17 protein-coding genes and 8 tRNA genes are annotated in these 18,847 nt (G+C 61.1%); 12 read left to right on the top strand and 13 right to left on the bottom strand.

Annotated elements, in window-relative coordinates; translation table 11 throughout:
• Positions 1-19: 19 nt before the first annotated feature.
• The 3 genes from AB5Y89_RS16855 to AB5Y89_RS16845 all read right to left on the bottom strand — a co-directional run bounded on the left by AB5Y89_RS16855 (position 20) and on the right by AB5Y89_RS16845 (position 3,920).
• Complete coding sequence (locus tag AB5Y89_RS16855) at positions 20-265, bottom strand: hypothetical protein (RefSeq protein ID WP_158657300.1); 246 nt, start codon at positions 263-265, stop codon at positions 20-22.
• A 107-nt stretch (positions 266-372) separates the two neighbouring features.
• Positions 373-1,332 (bottom strand): Wzz/FepE/Etk N-terminal domain-containing protein, encoded by a 960-nt coding sequence (locus AB5Y89_RS16850; protein ID WP_368224192.1) that lies wholly within the window; start codon positions 1,330-1,332, stop codon positions 373-375.
• Between the two features lie 47 nt (positions 1,333-1,379).
• Positions 1,380-3,920: an SLBB domain-containing protein gene (locus tag AB5Y89_RS16845; RefSeq protein ID WP_323912945.1), complete on the bottom strand. Its 2,541-nt coding sequence runs from the start codon at positions 3,918-3,920 to the stop codon at positions 1,380-1,382.
• A gap of 878 nt (positions 3,921-4,798) precedes the next feature.
• Between AB5Y89_RS16845 and AB5Y89_RS16840 the strand changes: the two genes are divergently transcribed.
• Complete coding sequence (locus tag AB5Y89_RS16840) at positions 4,799-5,005, top strand: YgdI/YgdR family lipoprotein (RefSeq protein WP_111896856.1); 207 nt, start codon at positions 4,799-4,801, stop codon at positions 5,003-5,005.
• Between the two features lie 55 nt (positions 5,006-5,060).
• On the opposite strand, the gene AB5Y89_RS16835 is transcribed toward AB5Y89_RS16840, so the two are convergent.
• Entirely contained in the window at positions 5,061-8,621 is a 3,561-nt protein-coding gene (locus AB5Y89_RS16835) for an ATP-binding cassette domain-containing protein (protein WP_368224191.1), read from the bottom strand.
• 97 nt (positions 8,622-8,718) lie between these two features.
• On the bottom strand, positions 8,719-9,996 hold the full coding sequence (locus AB5Y89_RS16830) for an alpha/beta fold hydrolase (RefSeq protein WP_368224190.1): 1,278 nt from the start codon (positions 9,994-9,996) through the stop codon (positions 8,719-8,721).
• 236 nt (positions 9,997-10,232) lie between these two features.
• Here AB5Y89_RS16830 and AB5Y89_RS16825 point away from each other — a divergent pair, with 236 nt between their 5' ends.
• Positions 10,233-10,367: a hypothetical protein gene (locus AB5Y89_RS16825; RefSeq protein ID WP_272952917.1), complete on the top strand. Its 135-nt coding sequence runs from the start codon at positions 10,233-10,235 to the stop codon at positions 10,365-10,367.
• A 251-nt stretch (positions 10,368-10,618) separates the two neighbouring features.
• The gene (locus AB5Y89_RS16820; protein WP_257713785.1) at positions 10,619-10,744 is read left to right on the top strand and encodes a hypothetical protein; all 126 of its coding nucleotides are present in this window, start codon (positions 10,619-10,621) and stop codon (positions 10,742-10,744) included.
• A 64-nt stretch (positions 10,745-10,808) separates the two neighbouring features.
• Here AB5Y89_RS16820 and AB5Y89_RS16815 read toward each other — a convergent pair.
• Together AB5Y89_RS16815 and AB5Y89_RS16810 are read right to left on the bottom strand one after the other, a co-directional pair.
• Positions 10,809-10,884: transfer RNA gene (locus AB5Y89_RS16815), tRNA-Asn, on the bottom strand.
• Positions 10,885-10,889: 5 nt separating this feature from the next.
• A tRNA-Phe gene (locus AB5Y89_RS16810) sits at positions 10,890-10,965 on the bottom strand.
• Between the two features lie 381 nt (positions 10,966-11,346).
• On the opposite strand from AB5Y89_RS16810, the gene rraB reads away from it, so the two are divergent.
• Positions 11,347-11,682, top strand: a complete 336-nt coding sequence (gene rraB, locus AB5Y89_RS16805; RefSeq protein WP_010675493.1) for a ribonuclease E inhibitor RraB — start codon at positions 11,347-11,349, stop codon at positions 11,680-11,682.
• Between the two features lie 68 nt (positions 11,683-11,750).
• Here the strand turns inward: rraB and AB5Y89_RS16800 are convergent, their stop codons facing one another.
• Positions 11,751-13,724, bottom strand: coding sequence for an EAL domain-containing protein (locus AB5Y89_RS16800; protein WP_042014294.1), 1,974 nt, complete (start codon positions 13,722-13,724; stop codon positions 11,751-11,753).
• Positions 13,725-13,890: 166 nt separating this feature from the next.
• On the opposite strand from AB5Y89_RS16800, the gene AB5Y89_RS16795 reads away from it, so the two are divergent.
• On the top strand, positions 13,891-14,385 hold the full coding sequence (locus AB5Y89_RS16795) for a hypothetical protein (RefSeq protein WP_029314787.1): 495 nt from the start codon (positions 13,891-13,893) through the stop codon (positions 14,383-14,385).
• A 100-nt stretch (positions 14,386-14,485) separates the two neighbouring features.
• Here AB5Y89_RS16795 and AB5Y89_RS16790 read toward each other — a convergent pair whose 3' ends face one another.
• From AB5Y89_RS16790 to rsgA, 5 genes are read right to left on the bottom strand one after another with little or no spacing between them, the layout of a single operon-like run.
• Positions 14,486-14,887, bottom strand: a complete 402-nt coding sequence (locus AB5Y89_RS16790; protein WP_201996414.1) for a hypothetical protein — start codon at positions 14,885-14,887, stop codon at positions 14,486-14,488.
• Positions 14,888-14,889: 2 nt separating this feature from the next.
• Positions 14,890-15,141 carry a DUF2960 domain-containing protein gene (locus AB5Y89_RS16785; protein WP_368224189.1) on the bottom strand — a complete coding sequence of 84 codons (252 nt, stop codon included), beginning with the start codon at positions 15,139-15,141 and terminating at the stop codon, positions 14,890-14,892.
• Between the two features lie 4 nt (positions 15,142-15,145).
• On the bottom strand, positions 15,146-15,394 hold the full coding sequence (locus AB5Y89_RS16780) for a VF530 family DNA-binding protein (RefSeq protein ID WP_041212447.1): 249 nt from the start codon (positions 15,392-15,394) through the stop codon (positions 15,146-15,148).
• Entirely contained in the window at positions 15,391-16,263 is an 873-nt protein-coding gene (gene asd, locus AB5Y89_RS16775; RefSeq protein ID WP_336582369.1) for an archaetidylserine decarboxylase, read from the bottom strand. The genes AB5Y89_RS16780 and asd overlap by 4 nt, the downstream gene beginning before the upstream one ends.
• A 29-nt stretch (positions 16,264-16,292) precedes the next feature.
• Complete coding sequence (rsgA, locus tag AB5Y89_RS16770) at positions 16,293-17,327, bottom strand: small ribosomal subunit biogenesis GTPase RsgA (protein ID WP_039040203.1); 1,035 nt, start codon at positions 17,325-17,327, stop codon at positions 16,293-16,295.
• A gap of 91 nt (positions 17,328-17,418) precedes the next feature.
• On the opposite strand from rsgA, the gene orn reads away from it, so the two are divergent.
• The 7 genes from orn (at position 17,419) to AB5Y89_RS16735 (ending at position 18,829) form a co-directional block, all read left to right on the top strand.
• Complete coding sequence (gene orn / locus AB5Y89_RS16765) at positions 17,419-17,964, top strand: oligoribonuclease (protein WP_042014296.1); 546 nt, start codon at positions 17,419-17,421, stop codon at positions 17,962-17,964.
• Positions 17,965-18,141: 177 nt separating this feature from the next.
• Positions 18,142-18,217 (top strand) — tRNA-Gly (locus AB5Y89_RS16760).
• A 25-nt stretch (positions 18,218-18,242) separates the two neighbouring features.
• A tRNA-Gly gene (locus AB5Y89_RS16755) sits at positions 18,243-18,318 on the top strand.
• A 32-nt stretch (positions 18,319-18,350) separates the two neighbouring features.
• A tRNA-Gly gene (locus AB5Y89_RS16750) sits at positions 18,351-18,426 on the top strand.
• Between the two features lie 113 nt (positions 18,427-18,539).
• Positions 18,540-18,615, top strand: a tRNA-Gly gene (locus tag AB5Y89_RS16745).
• A 24-nt stretch (positions 18,616-18,639) separates the two neighbouring features.
• Positions 18,640-18,715, top strand: a tRNA-Gly gene (locus tag AB5Y89_RS16740).
• A gap of 38 nt (positions 18,716-18,753) precedes the next feature.
• Positions 18,754-18,829 (top strand) — tRNA-Gly (locus AB5Y89_RS16735).
• Positions 18,830-18,847: the final 18 nt, after the last annotated feature.

The raw sequence follows: 18,847 nt of genomic DNA, 5'->3' as shown, positions 1-18,847 counted from the left end.
CAGTCTTTATTTCATTATATCAACGAGCTGTGCTGGTGACAGTCGAGGGGTTGTCGTCGTTGTTGTTGCTGGCAACGGCAACGGCAACACCGATGGCAGCAGCAGCGGCTACGCCAACGGCGATGGCACCAGCGGTGATGCCACCGACAGCAGCAGCGCTAGCAGCACCGGCACCGGCAGCGGCGCCACCAGTGCTGGCGCCTGCGCCAGCAGCGACTTCTTCAGCAGCCATGGTCGGGCTGGACAGGGCCAGCAGTGCAGTCATAATCAAAACACTCTTCTTCATATATTTCCCTTATAAAATCAGAATAGTCGACGATCGTTCTACTCTATTGTGATGGCAAGCCATCGTTTTTGATCAATTTGCATCCATTATTTTTTATCATGACGGAATGCAAATCGAACCAAAATTATCATCACCCCCAACATGCCGCCCAAGAGGGCACCCAATACGACGATGAGTGCCCGTTTCGGTTTTATTTTCTCTTCGGCGATAACGGCAGGGTCAAGCACTTTAAAGACATATTCCTGATTGACTTCGGCGAGCATCAAGGTTTTGGTCTGCTCTTCTATCAATTGATAAAAGACTTTCTGCATATCGGCAACGGAAGTCTTGGAGAGTTGTTCGGTCAAATAGGCGATATTGCGTTTTGACTCCTCCTGATCCCGCTGTTTCATGGTGCTGTTGAGATCGTCGATCAACCAGTCCACCCACTGTTTTGCCAGTTGCGGGGAGTAGAAGTCGACGCTGACGGTCAGCAGCCCTGTCTTGGGGTCGCTGTTGAGATTGACCAGGCTCCTGAACGCCTTGATGAGCTCCCAGTCAGTGGGCCCGGGAGACCTGCCGGGCGGCATCTCGCGGACCCACTGTTGGGTCTGGGTGTCATAGACCTCGGGGTCGATGAGCAGCTCCCCCGTGGTTTTATCCATGCCGGTGGCGGCGATCAGGGGGACGGCCAGTTGATGGCGGCGAATGAACTCCCCGAGAAACAGCCGCGACTTGCCCACCTCGATGGCGATGGACGCCTTGTCTCCTCCTTTGTTGCCCAGATCGACCCCGGCCAGACTGGCCAGCCCGCCGAAGCGGGAGGCCAGCGCGGAGAGTCCTCCCCCCTGTTGTTCAAGGGAGGGGGTCAGGAGCGCTTCGGCACGATAGATGTTGGGACTCCACAGTGCGAAGGCAACGGCGAGACAGGTCGCGATCAATGTGGTGGCAAAGAGCCACCACTTGCCTTGCCACAGGGCAAGAGCCAGCTCTCGCAGGTCGATTTCATCGCTTGCCGGAGCAAGATCCCTCGGCAAGGGAATGACGTTCGCTTTTTGTGCTTCCATGATGATTTGATGAGTCCTATGGAATATGACTGGACGCGTCCAGCGCGTTACTTGATGGCGGACCAGGCGACGCCCAACTGATACATGATCTGGGTCGCCGAAGACATGATGCTCAGGTTGTCCAGATAGTCGGAATCCACCGGCACTATGATGGTGTCCCCCGGCTCCAGGCTCTTGCGTCCGCCAAACCAGCTGTCATTGGGCAGCATCACGCTGCCGTTGGCCTTGATGACATAGACGCGATCGGTATCGGCTTGTTTCTTGGTACCACCGGCCAGGCTGATGTACTCGTTGATGCTGGTCTCCTCTTTGTAGATATGGGAAGAGGGGAACTGCACCATGCCCGCGATGGAGACCACGTTCTGCATGGTCGGGATATAGAGTTTGTCGCCATCCTCAAGGAGGACGTCTGACTGCTTCTCTCCGGCCAGCAGGGCTGGCATGTCGATGGTCATGCGTCCGATGGCCTTGCTGTTTTCCAGCTGGTTGACCACCGACATGGCTTCGGCAGGGGAGCTGCTGTAGTTGGCAATGGTGCTCTGTCTGCGCAAGGTCATGGTCGAGATCTCCTGGCGAAGTTCATCGCGCAGCATCACCAGCCGCTCTTCCTCCTGCTTGCGCAGGGCCTTGCGGGCGAAGATGGCCCCGTTGGGGTTGGCGTAGGTCGTGATGCCACCCACTCGCTCGATCAGATCGTGCAGGCTCTCTCCCCGGCGCACGGTGTAAGTGCCCGGGAATTTCACTTCACCGAAGACCTGGACGGTCGCCTCTTCCCGCCATTGGGGATGGGGCAGGACGTTGATGTTGTCCTTGGATTGCAGCAGCGGTGAACCGTAAGGGCTGTTGGCGGTATCCAGCGAGAATCGTTCGTTCTGTACCAGGATGCTGTCGCCCCGCTCATTGACGCGGGAGAGTTCGACCACGTTGGCCTGCTCGTTGAATCCGCCGGCGGCCAGGATGGCATCGGACATGCGGCTGTTGTCGGTCAGCGGGTAGAGGCCCGGGTATTTCACTTCGCCACGCACTTCCATGATCTTCACCGGCTGACCCAGCGTAGACTGTGCCTTCAGGCGTTCGATGACAGGCGCCAGAAGGGCTTGCCGTGAATCGGCGACCACTGCGTCCGTGGCGGTCTTGTCGGACAGGGAGGATAGCTTGATCTGAGTGTCATTGCTGAGCTCGTCACTCTTGACATCGGCGCCGGTGGAAACATCGGTCCGCATCATGGCGGCGTTGTCCAGCTCTCTTGCCTTGGTCTTGAGATCCTTCACTCTCGTCGAGGTCGCTGCAGTCTCTCTGAGTCGGTCAGTGGCATCGTTGCGGAACACCAGCACCTGATCCCTGGCCTGGAGTACCACGTCGTCCTTGCTGCCCGGCTGTTGCAGCGCCTTGCCCAGGTTGAACTGGATCACGCTGATATTGCGCTGGGAGTCCACTTCCCTGACGACCAGGGCATAGCTCAGATCGGTCGCGGAGATGAGATCCCGCTGAACGCTCTTGAGCAGGTTGCTGATGCGGGTGCCCGGGGTATAGCTGTAGACGCCATCACGTACCACGGCCCCTTTGACGACGATGGCCTGACTGTACTCGGTGCTGCTCGGTTTGACCGAAATCTTGTCACCGTCCCGGATGCTGAACTGACGGTCATGGCCATTGGCCAGCGTCAGGTTGAAGACTTTCAGACCGGTGTCCGTATGGCGTTCTACCGAGACTTCCTGCAAGGCTGACGCTTTTACGCCACCGGCCAGGGCGAGCACGTCCGCCAGGGGGGCAGAATTTCTCAATTCGTAGATGGCGGGGCGCTTGACCAGTCCGCTGATGGACACTTCACTGCCTTTGGCCGGGACGAAGACGGTATCTCCCGCCTGCAGGCGAATATCCTGGCTGGTATCCCCCCAGACCAGCATCTTGTACAGATCCACATCGATGACTTTCTGTCCGGCCCGCTTGACCTGGATCTTGCGCAGGGAGCCGACGGTGTCGATGCCGCCAGCCGCCTGCAAGACCTGGGTGACGGTCGCCATGCCGCTGACATTGTAGGCACCGGGGCGATAGGCATCCCCCATCACAAAGACCTGCATGGCGCGCATGGAACCAAAGCTGATGAAGGAGTTGACGCCTATCATCTGCTCCTTGATCCGGGTTTCAAGGTCGCTTCTGAATTGCTGGAAGGTCAACCCACTGGCAGAGATGGGACCGAGACTGGGGAAGTCGATGAAGCCTTCGCGACCGACACTCAGGTCATAGACCGCGTTTTCCTTGCCATACAGCTGTACATGGATTTCATCCCCCGGGCCAATGACATAGTCATCAGCAACGGGCATGTCGGTCACGGGGGCATCCAGAATGGGTTCCCCGGCGAATACGTTGTAACCGAATGGTTGGAGCTCCCCTGGCTGGGCTACCCCTGCGATCAGCGGGCGCTGGGATACCTGGCTGTAGTCGACCTCCCGTGGCGCCGCCACCGGCGTTGACGGGGTGACAGGGGTCATGGCGCTGGCATTCTGGAACTGGTCGACAGAAATACCGTATTGCTTGGCCAGAGCCTGCTGCTGATCAGCGGGCAGGCGCTTGAATTGTTCCATCATCTGCGGGCTGATTTGCGGCGCAGCGAATACATTTAAACTAATCGCAGCTAATATCCATGGCGCTGTTATAAATTTCATTTTAGGTAAAGCCTTGCAATGTGTTTGTTCAGATTGCTGAAGATGGTGGGTAATAAATAGGGTGTTTACTCGGTCATCGAGTAAATTAGACTTTCTTTATATATCCGTGAAAAATAACAAGCCCCGTATATTAGAACATGCTTGTGTGACGTTTTTATATGCAAGGCACCCAGGTATATGGAAGGTCCGGGTATGCTCAGTGTTGTCAGCATGAGGAGCAAACCACCCGCAGGGGCAGGGATGGTATGACTGGTACTTGGCGTCAGCGTGTTGCCCCGTGCACGGTAATTATTGTGTCTTCACTCATTATGAGTGTCACAACGTCCATGCTGGTCGGGAGTAAAAAGACATGGCTACCGCATCCGAAGGGCAAATCGGCATGGGATGTATATTTTTTGTTATTTTTTTCAGGCTGACCGACAGTGTGCGTCGCACCCGATGGTCAAAGCGTCAAATTATTGATTGTGTTGGCAATGACAATGACATTTGTTTTCCGCGCGGAAATCTATCAAAAGTGTATTTTTTTGCAACATATATCAGACAATTCCTACAGCTGATATCGGATTATTCCTTTGTTTGATCAGAAGGCACATTAAATGGCTGGGTATGAGACCACATGTTGATAACTCAGCATGCCGGACGTAATGACTTTGTTTCTGGTATCTGTATGGGGGTGTCGTATGGATTTTGTCTGGTGGGGTTGACTTTTTGCTCTAATTTGTAGTTGCTGCAGTCTGAAACCCATGCTGAGCTAGGCTTCACCTATCACCGTCAGGGTGAGTGTGAAGAAGGGGAGAGTAATGAAAGCTGTGATGATGCTGATTTGTCTGTTGGGATTGGCGGGGTGCAGCTCCCAATACATCATGAGCACCAAGGATGGCAAGATGATTGCCACCGATAGCAAACCCAGGTTGGACGAGAGCACTGGCATGTATCGCTATTACGATGAAGAGGGGCGTGAGGTGCATATCAACAAGGACGACATCACCCAGATCATGGAGCGTTGAGGCTCTCCTCAAGCAACAAGGGCTGCCCGGGGGCAGCCCTTGTTATTTTTGGTGCTCATGCCGTCTGGGGCACCTGACGGTTGACCTGGCCAGCAAACAGCTGGTGGAAGCGGGAGTGGGAGTTGGCCAGCAGGCTCACCGGCGACCCCTGCTCCACCACGGTGCCGGCCTCCATCACCACCACCTTGTCCACCGACAAGAGCGGCTCCAGGTGGTGGGCGATCACCAGGTAGCTGGCCTCCGGCCGGTAGCGATAGAGCAGCTCCGCCATCTTGCGCATGCCGCCGTGATCGAGGTCCGAGGTGGCCTCGTCCAGCACGATGAGCGGTCGGCGCGACAGCAGGATGCGGGCGATCACCAACAACTGGGTCTCGCCAGCGGAGAGTTGCAGCCTGTCGAGATCCTCGTCCAGCCGCCCGGCGCAGCGCTCGGCCAGTCCCACCCGGGCAAGCGCCTGCTCAAGCATGGCGTCCTCATGCTCGGTCAGGGGCGCCAGATTGGCCCGCAAGGAGCCAAAGAAGGTGAGCGGGATCTGGGAGACGGTGTCGTAGAGATCGCGCACCGCCTCCGGTGCAAGTTGTGATAGTGGCTGATTGCCGTAGAAGATCTCTCCCTGGGAGGCGGGATACATGGCCTGCAATACCCCCAGCAGGGAGCTTTTGCCTGCCCCGGTACGGCCGCACACACCCACCTTTTCACCGGGGGCCAGCTCGAAGTTCACCTTGTGCAGCGCCCACTGGCTGGTCTGGGGGTAGCGCAGCCCCAGGTTGTCGAAGCGCACTGCGGGGTGAGGGGTGGCGAGGGCCTCTCCCTCCTGGCGTTCGCTTTCTATTTCGCTGTATTCGCGCACCCGCTCTACCGCGTTCATCACCTGCTCCACTTCGGCAAAGGTGCGGATGAGGGAGTTGAGCATGGCGGAAGCGGTAAAGGCATAGGTGATGGCAACCGCCCCCAGCAGCGGGCTGTTGCCAAAGGCCACCATGAGTGCCACGGCCCCCACCAGGGCGGCGGAGAGCAGGGTCTGGTGCATGCCGAGCCAACGGTTGATGGAGGTGGTGGTGTACCAGCTGCGCAGGTTGTTGTCATAGTGGTGCAGCACCTGGTCCAGCGCGAAACGCTCGGCCCCGGCCAGGCGCAGGGCGGGGGCGCCGCGGATGGTCTCGCTGATGCTGATGTAGAGCGGGGAGCGCAGCACCGAGGACTGGCGCCGCAGCTTGAGTTGCACCGCCCGGTAGCGGCGCTGCAACACATAGAGCGCCCATCCCACCAGGGGGGCGATGAGCAGCAGCAGGGGAATATTGATGCCGATCACCACCACCTGCAAGGCCACGGACACCAGCATGCCGAACAGTCCCACCAGCATGGAGAGCAGCATCTCTTGCGCCTCCCCCAGATCCCGGTCGAAGCGGTTGAGGATGCGCCCCTGGGGCACCTTGTCGAAGAAGGCCATGGGGGCGCGGCTGATGCGCCCCAGCATGCCGTCAAACAGGGTCCAGGCCAGCTTGAGGCCGAGTTTGTAGTTGATGACCCGCACCGCCATGATGCAGGCGAGGGAGCCCGCCCCCAGCAGCACATAGATGCCGAGCAGGGTCGTGACGTCGCTCACCTCGGCCTTGCCGCCGAGCCAGAGATCCGAGGCGATGCGCAGCCCTTCCTGGCCCAGGGTGAGCAGCAGGACGAGCAGGATGGCACCGGGGGCGGCGAGGCGCTGCCACATGAAGCCAAACAGCCCCCAGTCCACCTTGCCCTCCACCACTTTCTCCTCGCTGAACTGCTCCGCCTCCTGAGGGGGCACCGGCGGGGCGGGCTGGGGATGCTGGACAAGATCCGCCAACTGGTGGGCATCGAGCTCCACCAGGCGCTCCTGCTCGATGCGGATCACCCGATCGCACCTGGCCAGCACATCCGGGTCGTGGCTCACCAGGAGCCGGGTTGGCCCCGGCTTGAAGGCGAGCCCCTGCTCCAGTACCTGGGCCGCGACCATGGGGTCGAGCGCAGACAAGGGGTTGTCCAGCAGGAGGATATCGGCCCGGGCGTAGAGGGCGCGAGCCAGGGCGACCCGCTGCTGCTGGCCGCCGGAGAGGCGGGTGCCGAGCTCCCCCACCAGGGTTTGATCCCCGTGGCTGAGCAGCGCGAGATCGGCCGTGAGGGCGCAGGCGCCGAGCACCCAACGATAGCGCTCGGCGTGCCAGGGCTGGCCGAACAGGATGTTGTTGCGGATGGTGTCGTTCATCAGCCAGGGTTTATGGCCCAGATGGGCAACCCGGCCGTGGCGACGGATGCTGCCGGCAAACTCGCTGTCAAAGCCGGCAACCAGATGCAGCAGGCAGCTCTTGCCCGCCCCGGTGGCCCCGGTGATCCCCACGAGCTCCCCCGGTGCGATGGCGAGGTTGGCTCCCTCGAGCACCGGTTTTTGCTGGTGCAGGGCGGTGACGTTGTCGAGCCGCAGGCTGCCCACCGGCAAGCTGGGATCGGTGAGATCCCGATGCTGCTCCGGGCTGTTCAGGAACTCGCACAGCCGGTTGAAGCCGGTGTTGAAGTTGATCAGGGTGCGGATGAGGTAGGGCAGTCGCATCATGGGAATGCGCAGCACGGTAAACAGGGCGATGGTGGTGAACACCTGGGGCAGGGTGAGGGTGTTGCCCGACGCCAGGTAGGTGGTGAAGGTGGCCAGGGTCACCAGCAGGGGAGTGCTCAGCATCAGCCCTTCGTTGATGGCATCGAGCCTGAGCACCCTGCCCAGCACTCCCAACTCCTGCTGGCGCTTGGTGTTGGCCGCCCGGGTGAAGAAGGGGCCAAGCCCGTTCTGGCGCACCAGCCGCAGCTTCTTGATGTATTCCGCCAGGATGCCGTTGCGCTCGTCCTGTTGACGCTTGAGCTGCTGCTCCTGCTGGTTCATGCGCCGTACCACCCGGGTGGAGATGAGCAGCAGCAGGGCCAGCACCGCGAAGCCCACCAGACCGGCACTGCCCACCTGCCACACCAGCAGGGCGATGGTGCCGATGAGTTGCAGCGCCATGGTGACCGGCATGGCGGGGTCAGCCAGGATCCAAGTGATGTCCCACACGTCCCGGTTGATGAGGTTCTGAACCCGGCCGCCGGCCCTGTCGTCGAAGCTCTTGCCACCCTGCTTCATTACCTTGGCGAGCAGGGATTCGGCCAGCAGACGGCGGATGGGCACGTGCATCTTGAGGGCCAGTTGCAGGGAGTGCTCCGCCAGCATGCCGGCGGCGAGCACGGAGGCGAACAGGGCCAGGGCCAGCAGCAGCTTGTGGCCGGTGGTGGCATCGGTGCCGAGCTGGGTCATGCTGTGGTTGAGCAGCCAGGGGCTGGTCAGGGTGGCGAGCATGCCGAGCAGTTGCAGCAGGGTGAGCAGGCCAATCCGTCCCTTGTAATGGCGCCAGATAAAGGCGGTCAGGGGCCAGGGGCGCACCGGCTGGCGGGCAGTGAGCGCGAGGAAGGCGTCGGCGCGGCCGTCGCGCCTGTCTTCCGGCAGCAGGGGATAGAGATCGTCGAGACTGACCTGGGGCTGGGTGAGCCCCTTGCGCAGCAGCGGGCCGGTCCAGCGATAGAAGAGGCGACTCAGCCAGCCGGCCGAGATTTCCGGATGATCCAATGGGTGTCCTTGTTGTTTTGTGTTGCTTCCATGGGCGGGGCGGCTCATGGGCCGCCCTCGAACTTGTTGTCTTGCTGCGGGCGTGCGCCCGGCGGGATCAGTGATCCCGGTTCATGCGGATGAGCCGATCCAGGATCCGCTCGCCATCGACCCGCAGGCCGTTGTGTTCGTACTCGTTGGTGATCCAGGCGCGGCTGTTGCCAAGCCCCTTCAGGGTGTCGCGGCTGTAGTCAAACTCCACGTACATGTCCTCGGCATAGACGGCGCAGGCCACCGGCACAGTGTTGCGGGCCAGCTGCGCCGGGTCGTAGAGGGGACCCCAGTCCGCTTTCTGGGCAAGCAGGTGGGCGGCCTCCTTCAGGGGAATGAGCTCGCGGAACTGCTCGAACATCCAGGGGAAGATCATCTCGCCGGTAAAGGCGAAATCTTTGCCTGGCGCCCAGGCCAGGGCAGGGAACTCCCTTCTCACCCGCTCGGCCGCCCAGTTGCTGGCACTCCCTTCGCAATAGATGAGCTCGTGCAGGATGGCGAACACCGGGTTGGTGTTGAACGGCTGCATGGCCTGCACCTGATAGAGGAAGGCGGGGTTGAGGCGTTCGCCGATGAAGGCGTCTTCCAGCAGGTAGTAAAGTGCCTCGAAGGCGCCGCTGGCCCCCAGATCCAGCCCCTGCTGCTGCAACTGCTCCACCGTCAGACGTTGGCCGTTGGGCAGGCGCACATCGTAGTGGTGCAGGTGGTTGGCCAGCCGGTTGGCCAGGGCCTGGGCATGGGGGAAGCGGGTGAAGAAGGCGCGGTTCTTGTCCGCCACCCGCTGGTAGGTGGCGCGGTAGACCTCATCCGCACTGCGCCCGATGGGTGCCACGCCGCCGGTGAGGTAGACCTCGTGCAGGCTCCGCGGGAACAACGAGAGGTAGGTGAGGCTGCAAAAGCCACCGAAACTCTGGCCGAGCAGGCTCCAGGGGCGCCCCGGGCTCAGCACCTCGCGAACGTACTCGGCGTCGCGCACTATGCTGTCGGCGCGAAAATGGCCGAGGTAGTCCGCCTGCTCACCGGGGGTCATCCCCGCCAGGGCGTCAGCACTGATGGGGGTGGAGTGGCCGGTGCCGCGCTGATCGAGCAGCAGCACCCGAAACTCCTGCAGGGCCCGCTTGATCCAGCCGCCATCGGCGGTCGGGCGAGGAGCGCCAAAGCCCGGGCCCCCCTGCAAATAGAGCAGCCAGGGCAGGTCATCATCCAGCTTGTCCTTGCGGCAGAGGGTGCGGCCAAACAGGGTGAGGGTCGCCTCCTCATCGGGATGCTGGTGGTCGAGGGGCACGGTAAAAAAGTGTGGCTCGCAATGGATGCCATCCAGCACATAGTGCAAGGGGCTGCTCATCTGGGGTCTCCCTGAGGGTAGGAAAATCGTCGGCCTCATCATAGCCCTGGCGCAGGGGCGGGTCACGCCGGTTTTCCAGATTGTTAACAGAGATGTAGCCTGAGGTCGGTGCCGTACAAGGTGTGGTTTCGCCGCTGTTGACGGCGGGCTGCAACTGGACAAAGATGAGCCGCCTGCCGGGACGGGCAGGGATAGGTCAGCACCCCGGGTGCAGGAAACTGGATGGAGTTGGCTCGATGAAGCCGAGATGGATACGTGTTCGCAAGAGACGCACACTGAGGGATCCGGAGGGGGTGCTGCAGGCGGGTTTGCTGGTGTTCAGCGCCACCTGTGGTGCCACTCTGTTGCTGGCGGCCTGCAACGGCGGTTAGCTGAGTGAAACAGACCCGCTTGTCATGAGCGGGTTTTTTCATGCCGGAACAGAAGGTCGGGACCTGCCTGTAGCCCTTTGCTAGCGCGGGTTTGCGGTATGCAGAGCACGGCTGCTATGGTCAATTTACGACCGGATCCACAGAGGGAGGCGATCATGAACAGTCGTGAAAAAGTCCTGGCTCATTTGGCCACAGATCACCGGGTTGCAGGATTGACCGCTGGCGAGGCACTGGCTGGCATGAGCCACTCGATGAGTTCGCTCCTGCTGCAACAGGATCAGCACTTCTTCCGCCGCCATGCGGACGACCCCTGTCACGAAGTCGCCCGTGCCTGCTCGGCTGGACACGTATGGCATGGGGACGAAAACCACTACTAGCCGCGGCATGTGAGTAAATGACAGATGCAAAAAGGCCCGCTCATCTGAGCGGGCCTTTCGAATTTGGCTCCTCCTACTGGACTTGAACCAGTGACATACGGATTAACAGTCCGCCGTTCTACCGACTGAACTAAGGAGGAATAGTTGGTGCCCAGAGACGGAATCGAACCGCCGACACGGGGATTTTCAATCCCCTGCTCTACCGACTGAGCTATCTGGGCAACGGCGCGCATTAAACCCTTTCTGGACTGAGGTGTCAACCACAGGCCGCAGATTGATGTACCGTTCGCTCGATATCCGAGCAATCTTCCCGTGATTGGACCGGTTTCCCCGTTTTAACCATGAAAAGAGGGGCGCCTGCGGGGCAGGGTGGGCCGACGGCCAGCAGAACATCATGAAGGGGGGCGAGCTGCCTGACGTGCCGAGGGCCGCCCGCTGGCGCCAAGCCGGGAGAGGCGCCAGTTATCTTGGCCCATCGATTGAGCCTGCCGCGCTCTGCGGGTATGCTTTGCCGCACTCATCCCCTGGCCATGGTCCGGGCCGACGCGGCTGGCAGGGGTGACATCCATCCAACACCGCCTGGGGTTTATATGAATACCAATATGCAAGAGTGGCGCGAAGAGACCGCCGCCATCGTCAACGAGCTGCTGGCCGATGGCAGCAACCCGGATCTGGATTACGAGATTGAGCACCACTTTGCCTGCCAGAAGTTCGATCTGCTGGAGAAGGCGGCGGTCGATCTGTTCAAGGCCGGTTTCGAAGTGACCGACGCCGAGGAGATGGAGCTGGACGACGGCGCCACCATCTTCTGTTTCGACGCCATGGTGGAGTGCAAGCTGGACATCGACACCATCGTCGCCGACATCGAGAAGATGCTGCCCATCCTCGAGAAATACGGGGTGGACTACGACGGCTGGGGCACCTACTTCCAGGAGTAAGTGCGCCAGATCATGCACGCTTTGCAAAAACAACAAGGCCACCCTCGGGTGGCCTTGTTGTTGCTGGCTTACTGCTCCGGCAGCTGGTAGCTGCGGGCAAACTCGGCCGGTGGGAGGGGGCGGCTGAACAGATAGCCTTGCAGCCGATCGCAACCGACCTGCACCAGCCAGGCCTGCTGCTCCGGCGTCTCCACCCCTTCGGCGGTGATCTTGATGCCAAGCTCATGGCCCAACCCGATGACGGAACGCACGATGGCGGTGGTGGCCTGGTTGGTGGCCAGCCCCTGGGTGAAGCTTTTGTCGAGCTTGAGGGTCGCCACCTGCAGCCTGGGAAGATAGGCGAGGGAGCAGTAGCCGGTGCCGAAGTCGTCGATGGCGAGCTGGAAGCCCGCCTCGATGAGGCTGGCCAGGTTGCTCTCTATCTCGTCGGCATTCTCCATCAGCACCCCTTCGGTGATCTCCAGCTCCAGTTGCCAGGGGGCGAGCCCGTGGCGCGCGATGCAGTCGAAGATCTGCGGGCAGAGCTCGGGATCGCGGAACTGCAGGGGAGAGAGGTTGATGGAGAGCACCAGGTCTGGGGCCGCCACCTGCCAGCGGGCAAGCTGGGCACAGCCGAGCTCCAGCATCAGCTGGCCGAGCTGGCCGATGAGCCCCAGCTCCTCCGCCAGCGGGATGAACTCGTCGGGGGAGATCATGCCGAATTCGGGATGGGGCCAGCGGCAGAGCAGCTCTGCCCCGTGCAGCCGGTTGCTGTGGGTACAGATGATGGGCTGGTAGACGGCGGTCAGCTCGGCGGACTTGATGGCGAGTGGCAACTGGGCGGCGATGAGCTGGCGGCGTTTGAGCTTGGCATCGAGTGCGGGGTCGAACAGGGTACAGTGCTGCTGCTGGCGCTTGCCCTGGGCCAGGGCGGCCTCGGCGTGGCTCAGCAGACGCTCGGCATCCTTGGCCTTGCCATGGGCGATGCCGAGGAACACCGGGATCTGGATCCTGTGTTCTTCCACCTGATAGGGCGTCATCAGCTCCTGCTGCAGGTTGCGGCTCCACGTATCCAGAGAGAGGGGGAGCTCGGGCAGCAGCAGGGCGAAGTCATCCGCCGCGACCCGGCAGAGTAGGGACTGGGGCGGCGCCAGCCGTTGCAGGCGGCGGGCCACCTGGCTCAGCAGGCGGTCGGCGACCCGGATGCCGAAGCGATCGTTGATCTCGCGAAAATGTTGCAGATCCACCAGCAGCAGGCTGGCCTTGCGGGCCCCCAGATGACGGCTGGTCTGGAGGAAGTGGGAGAGCTTGAGCAGGCCGGTCAGGCTGTCGTAGTGCTGCTCCTGCTGCAACTGGGCCTGGGTGGTGCGCAGCCCGGTGATGTCGCGGCTAAGGGTAAGGATGCCGAGGGAGTTGCCCTCGTCATCCGGCACCTCGACCCGGGTGACCTCCAGATGGCGGCCTCTGCCCTGGGCATCCACCACGCAATACTCCCCCTGACCCAGGGTTTGTTCGACGGGCAGCCGGGGCGGGACGCGCCGACCCAGAGCCTCGCTTGCCACCAGCCCCATGAAGTCGAGAAAGGCCTGGTTGCAGTCGATGAGCACGCCCTGGTGATCCTCGAGACGGATGAGGTCGGGAATGGCATCCAGCAGGCGGCGTTGCAGCAACTGCTGCTGGCGGAAGGTTTGCTCCAGCTCCTTGCGCTGATCGATGGCGCTGACCATGGCAAACAGGGCGATGGGGTCGCCGTGCTCGTCATACAGGGGAACCTTGTTGATCTCCATCCAGCTGGCGCCTTCGCCGCTGTGGCAATGGAGCTGCTGGTGCAGCAGGGGTTTGCCGTCGGCCAGCAGGCGGTCATCTTCCTCCCGGAATACATCCCCCCAGGGCATCTCGGCATCGCTCTTGCCAATGAGTTCGCTCGGGTCTTGCAGGCCGGCTTCCCTGGCGAATGCCTTGTTGGCAAACAGGTACCGTCCGTGCTTGTCCCGGCAGAAGATATTCATGGGTAACTGGTCGATGATCTGCTGCAGCAGCGCCAGGGAGAGCGAAGAAGTCACGAGAGCACTCACGGGGGAGACTTCGAGCAAATCTATGATAACAGGTGGGTTTTGTAAAGCCTGGGTTAAGAGTACGCCATTTGTGCGGATCCCTGCTGACAGCCTGTGTCGCGATCGCCATAATAGCCGCCGGTTGGCCTATGGCCTTATGGATGAGAGAAGCAGCATGAAGAAGATAATGGGGGGCGCCCTGGCCCTGTTGATGGTGGGTTGTGCGAGCGACAACAACGGCGGCGAGCAGTATCGCTATACCCCGCCGGTTGCCAAGGCAACCAACAACACCCAGGAGATGGCGATCCCGGTGGATCTGGTGTGGGCCCGTGCCGAGAAGTGGTTCGGCGATCACGGCCTGAACATCGAGAACAGCCAGCGTGGTGCCGGTCTGATGACCGCCAACGTGGAAAACTCGGCCGATGGTCTGGAGTGGCTGGATTGCGGCACCATGGGGTCCAAGGTGGCGCTGGGCAACCCCAACCTGCAGATCAACCTGATCATCACCCAGAGCGGCAACAACAGCGTCGCCACCGTGAACGTCAAGGGCAATACCCAGCTCTACTTCGTCGAGTCCTCCGGCGAGCGGGTACTGGCTCCCTCCATCACCCCGGTGTGCGTCTCCCGCGGCAGCCTGGAACAGAGCCTGTTCTCCACCCTCGGCAACTGATCCTGCCGGGTATCATGAAAAACCCCGTTGCACGCAACGGGGTTTTTTTATGCCTGCCCTGCACCCATCAGGGCGTGAGGGGAGGGATGACGCCAGAGGATCAGGGGGTCAGATCACCGTGATAGAGCACATGGTCGCCGGATTTGAGCACATAGCCCTTCCAGGGGAAGAGCTGATAGCCACCGCCCTGCCAGGACCAGTTGCCCTCTTCGCCCTGGCGGATCAGCCGGATCGGCTCGCCCTCTGGCAGGGTCAGCTCGGCCTGACTCTGATCGGCATTGAACAGCACGAAAGCGCTGACGGTCTGACCGGCATCGGTCGGATTGAGGCGAATGCCCTGCTCGAACAGCCGCACGCACTTGCCTGCCAGCGCCGACCATTGATAACCCGCGCTGCCGATGCAGCCATGTTCGTCGCGATCCGCGCCGACCAGGGGCTCCCTCGGTGTCGTGTTGCAGGCGGCCAGCAGCAGGGAGGCGGCCATCAGGGTCAGGGTGCGCATGCTTACTCCTTGGTGTCCCGTTCGATGACGATGTTGGAGAAGCCCAGCTCCTTGAAGTAGTTCTCCCGGTAATCCTTCACGCTCTTCTTGTCGCGGCGGCACACCTGGGCCAGCTGCTCTTCCATGGCGTGGAAGCGGGTCAGATCGATCCCCTCGGCGGCGGCAACGGCATCATAGATGCTGTTGAACTTGTCGTTGGCGTAGCCAATCTCCCTGGCCTGCTTCTTGTAGGTGTAGGTAATCTTGAACGCCATGGCGTCACTCCTTCTCTTTGGCCTGCTTGCGCTGGACGTACAGATAGAGGCTTTCGACCTTCTCTCTGGCCCAGGGGGTCTTGCGCAAGAACTTCAGGCTGGACTTGATGCTGGGATTATCGGTGAAGCAGCGGATATTGATCTGCTGCCCCAGCGCTTCCCAGCCATAGTGCGCGACCAGGGCGGTGACGATGGCCTCCAGGGTCAGCCCGTGCAGCGGGTTGTTCTTCTGGGAAGCGGGTTGATCGCTCATGCTTGCGCCGCCAGGGTGGCAAAGGGCTGACCCATGCGGGTGGTGACCCCGTTGGCCAGGTGCGGCTCGAAACCGGCCAGCATGCCCGGGCCAAACAGACAGACCACGGTACTGCCCAGCTTGAACAGGCCCATCTCTGCACCTTTTTGCAGGGTAATGGCCTCGTCGCCGCTGTAGTCCCAGCGCACGACGCGCTTCTCTTTGGTCGGCGCTATGTTGCCGGCCCAGATGGTTTCGATGCTCGCGACGATAGTGGCACCGACCAGCACCAGGGCCATGGGGCCGTGGGGAGTACGGAAGGTGGCCACCACCCGCTCGTTGCGGGCAAACAGATTGGGCACGTTCTCGGCGGTGAGGGGGTTGACGGAGAAGAGATCCCCCGGCACGAACACCATGCTCTCCAGCACGCCGTCCAGCGGCATGTGGATGCGGTGGTAATCCTTGGGTGCCAGATAGATGGTAGCGAAGTCGCCATCCTTGAACGGGGCCACCAGATCCTCATAGCCCCCCAGCAGCTCGCGGGCGCTGTAGTCGTGGCCCTTGGCCTGGATGATGCGACCTTGGCTGATGGGCCCGAGCTGGCTGACGGTGCCATCCACCGGCAGGGCCAGGGTCATGGCGTCTTCCACCACGGGGCGGATGCCGGGCTTGAGCTCGCGAGTGAAGAAGGCGTTGAAGCTCTTGTAGTGGGCCGGGCTCTCGTGCAGCGCCTCGCTCATGTCGACCTGGTACTGCTTGATAAAGGCCTCGATCACCCTGGTGGTGAGGTTGCCCGCTTCGGCGGCGGCAAGTTTGCCCACCAGGCGGGAGAGGGCGTGTTTGGGCAGGCAGTATTGACCGGCAATTTTCAGGTTGTCAGTGATGCTCATGATCTTCATCTGGGAATGAGTTGAACGGGTCACAGCCGCGCCTGTTGGCGACCGTGGCGGGCTTCCTGCATGGTTTCCAGGATGCGGTGGTAGTTGTGGAAGCGATCGGCGCTGATGGCGCCCGCTTCAACCGCGGCGCGCAGGGCGCAGCCGGGATCATCCTTGTGGGTGCAGTCGCGGAACTTGCAGCCACCCAGGTAGTCGCGAAACTCGACGAAGCACCAGGTGATGCGGTCGGCTTCCAGGTGCCAGAGGGCGAACTCGCGGATCCCGGGGGAGTCGATGAGATCGCCGCCGCTCGGGAAGTGGTAGAGCCGCGCCGTGGTGGTGGTGTGCTGGCCGAGCCCCGAGTTCTCGGAGATCTCGCCGGTGAGCACGTCCAGCCCCGGCATCAGGGCGTTGGTGAGGGACGACTTGCCCACCCCGGACTGGCCCACGAAGATGCTGATCTTGTCGGTGAGCGCCGCCTTGAGGGCGTCGATGCCCTCACCGCTCTCGCAGCTCACCAGCAGCACCTCGTAACCGAGCTTGCGGTAGGTCTCGAGCTGGTGCTCGATACGGGCGCGGGCCGCGTCATCGAGCATGTCGACCTTGTTCAGCACGATGAGGGGCGCTATCTCCACATCTTCTGCCGCCACCAGGTAGCGGTCGACGATGTTGGTGGAGAACTCGGGCATCACCGCCGAGACGATGATGATCTGGTCGATGTTGGCGGCGATGGGTTTGACCCCGTCGTAGAAGTCCGGCCGGGTCAGCACCGAGTGGCGCGGATGCACCGCCTCGATGACGCCGGCAGTCGCGGCATTGAGGCCGGGGCGCCACACCACCTTGTCGCCGCACACCAGGCTGCTGATGCTGCTGCGCCGCAGGTTGCTGCGGTGGATGGCACCATCGCTCGCCTCGACATCCGCGTGCTGGCCGAAACGGCTGATCACCACCCCTTCGATGGCGGGGCCGAACAGGGTGTCATCTACCACTGTGGTGTGCTCTTTTTGCAGCCGCCGCTCGCGGTTGGCCTGGACGCGCCTTTGTTGACCCAGATTGAGTTTTGCTTTCTTTGCCACGGGGTTTGCCAGTTTATGAACAGATTCAAAGCCAGTATGATACATGCAAATTGGCAAAATTCCGCCATTCCTCCCAATAGAGAGAGCAATCATGACAGTCAGCGCGCAGAACCTGGTATGGATCGACATGGAGATGACGGGTCTGGACCCCGAAGAAAACGTGGTACTGGAGATCGCCACCATCGTCACCGACAAGGACCTGAACGTGCTGGCCGAAGGGCCGGTCATCGCCATCCACCAGAGCGAGGAAGAGCTGGGCAAGATGGATGACTGGAACGTCAACACCCACACCAAGAGCGGGCTGGTGGCCCGGGTCAAGGCGAGTGAATACGACGAGGCCAAGGCCGTTGCCGAGACCCTCGCCTTCATTCGCCAGTGGGTGCCGGAGCGCACCAGCCCCCTGTGCGGCAACAGCATCGGCCAGGATCGCCGCTTCATGGTCAAGCACATGAGCGATCTGGAAGCCTTCTTCCATTACCGCAACGTGGACGTCAGCACCATCAAGGAGCTGGTCCGTCGCTGGCAGCCTGAACTGCTGGATCAGTTCAAGAAGAGCGGCTCCCACCAGGCGCTGGATGACATCCGCGAATCCATCGCCGAACTGCAGTTCTACCGCGCCCACGTCTTCAAAATCTGAGTGGCTGGCAAGGGTTTGCCGTCGTTCGGTTGCTAAAATCAGCAGTTCGGCCAGCTTTTGAGCGAACGGCTGCAACCAGACAAAAAAGCCCTTGCAATTGGAATGTCTGCTCTTATAATTCGGCTCCCGTACAGTAGCGCAAGCAACCAAATGCTGTACGGTCTGTTTTCAGGTTTTGCGGGAATAGCTCAGTTGGTAGAGCACGACCTTGCCAAGGTCGGGGTCGCGAGTTCGAGTCTCGTTTCCCGCTCCAAAATGTTTGCTGATGACGTTCCGATGCGGGAATAGCTCAGTTGGTAGAGCACGACCTTGCCAAGGTCGGGGTCGCGAGTTCGAGTCTCGTTTCCCGCTCCAATCATCAGCACAGCCTCAAGACAATCCATGTTGCGGGAATAGCTCAGTTGGTAGAGCACGACCTTGCCAAGGTCGGGGTCGCGAGTTCGAGTCTCGTTTCCCGCTCCAATATGCAGTGCCGGAGTCACCGCGTTGGTAGAGCATGTTGAGTGCTTGCCAAGGTCGGGGTAGCGAGCGCGAATCTCGTTGCTGGCTCCAAAATATGTAAGTGATATTCCGATGCGGGAATAGCTCAGTTGGTAGAGCACGACCTTGCCAAGGTCGGGGTCGCGAGTTCGAGTCTCGTTTCCCGCTCCAATCACTTGCAGATGACATTCTGTTGCGGGAATAGCTCAGTTGGTAGAGCACGACCTTGCCAAGGTCGGGGTCGCGAGTTCGAGTCTCGTTTCCCGCTCCAAACAGTGTCCAGTAGATATGTGTAAGTGATATTCCGTTGCGGGAATAGCTCAGTTGGTAGAGCACGACCTTGCCAAGGTCGGGGTCGCGAGTTCGAGTCTCGTTTCCCGCTCCAATCACTTGCAGATGACAT

This window comes from Aeromonas sp. s4 (assembly GCF_040907855.1).
Classification (GTDB): Bacteria; Pseudomonadota; Gammaproteobacteria; order Enterobacterales; family Aeromonadaceae; genus Aeromonas; species Aeromonas caviae.
This window is presented reverse-complemented; position numbering and strand designations above follow the sequence as displayed.

Bases quoted from the DNA above. Each gene is read 5' to 3' on its own strand.
- AB5Y89_RS16855 (WP_158657300.1), bottom strand. From the start codon at position 265: ATGACTGCACTGCTGGCCCTGTCCAGCCCGACCATGGCTGCTGAAGAA.
- AB5Y89_RS16850 (WP_368224192.1), bottom strand. From the start codon at position 1,332: ATGGAAGCACAAAAAGCGAACGTCATTCCCTTGCCGAGGGATCTTGCT.
- AB5Y89_RS16845 (WP_323912945.1), bottom strand. From the start codon at position 3,920: ATGATGGAACAATTCAAGCGCCTGCCCGCTGATCAGCAGCAGGCTCTG.
- AB5Y89_RS16840 (WP_111896856.1), top strand. From the start codon at position 4,799: ATGAAAGCTGTGATGATGCTGATTTGTCTGTTGGGATTGGCGGGGTGC.
- AB5Y89_RS16830 (WP_368224190.1), bottom strand. From the start codon at position 9,996: ATGAGCAGCCCCTTGCACTATGTGCTGGATGGCATCCATTGCGAGCCA.
- AB5Y89_RS16825 (WP_272952917.1), top strand. From the start codon at position 10,233: ATGAAGCCGAGATGGATACGTGTTCGCAAGAGACGCACACTGAGGGAT.
- AB5Y89_RS16820 (WP_257713785.1), top strand. From the start codon at position 10,619: ATGAGTTCGCTCCTGCTGCAACAGGATCAGCACTTCTTCCGCCGCCAT.
- rraB (WP_010675493.1), top strand. From the start codon at position 11,347: ATGCAAGAGTGGCGCGAAGAGACCGCCGCCATCGTCAACGAGCTGCTG.
- AB5Y89_RS16795 (WP_029314787.1), top strand. From the start codon at position 13,891: ATGAAGAAGATAATGGGGGGCGCCCTGGCCCTGTTGATGGTGGGTTGT.
- AB5Y89_RS16790 (WP_201996414.1), bottom strand. From the start codon at position 14,887: ATGCGCACCCTGACCCTGATGGCCGCCTCCCTGCTGCTGGCCGCCTGC.
- AB5Y89_RS16785 (WP_368224189.1), bottom strand. From the start codon at position 15,141: ATGGCGTTCAAGATTACCTACACCTACAAGAAGCAGGCCAGGGAGATT.
- AB5Y89_RS16780 (WP_041212447.1), bottom strand. From the start codon at position 15,394: ATGAGCGATCAACCCGCTTCCCAGAAGAACAACCCGCTGCACGGGCTG.
- asd (WP_336582369.1), bottom strand. From the start codon at position 16,263: ATGAGCATCACTGACAACCTGAAAATTGCCGGTCAATACTGCCTGCCC.
- orn (WP_042014296.1), top strand. From the start codon at position 17,419: ATGACAGTCAGCGCGCAGAACCTGGTATGGATCGACATGGAGATGACG.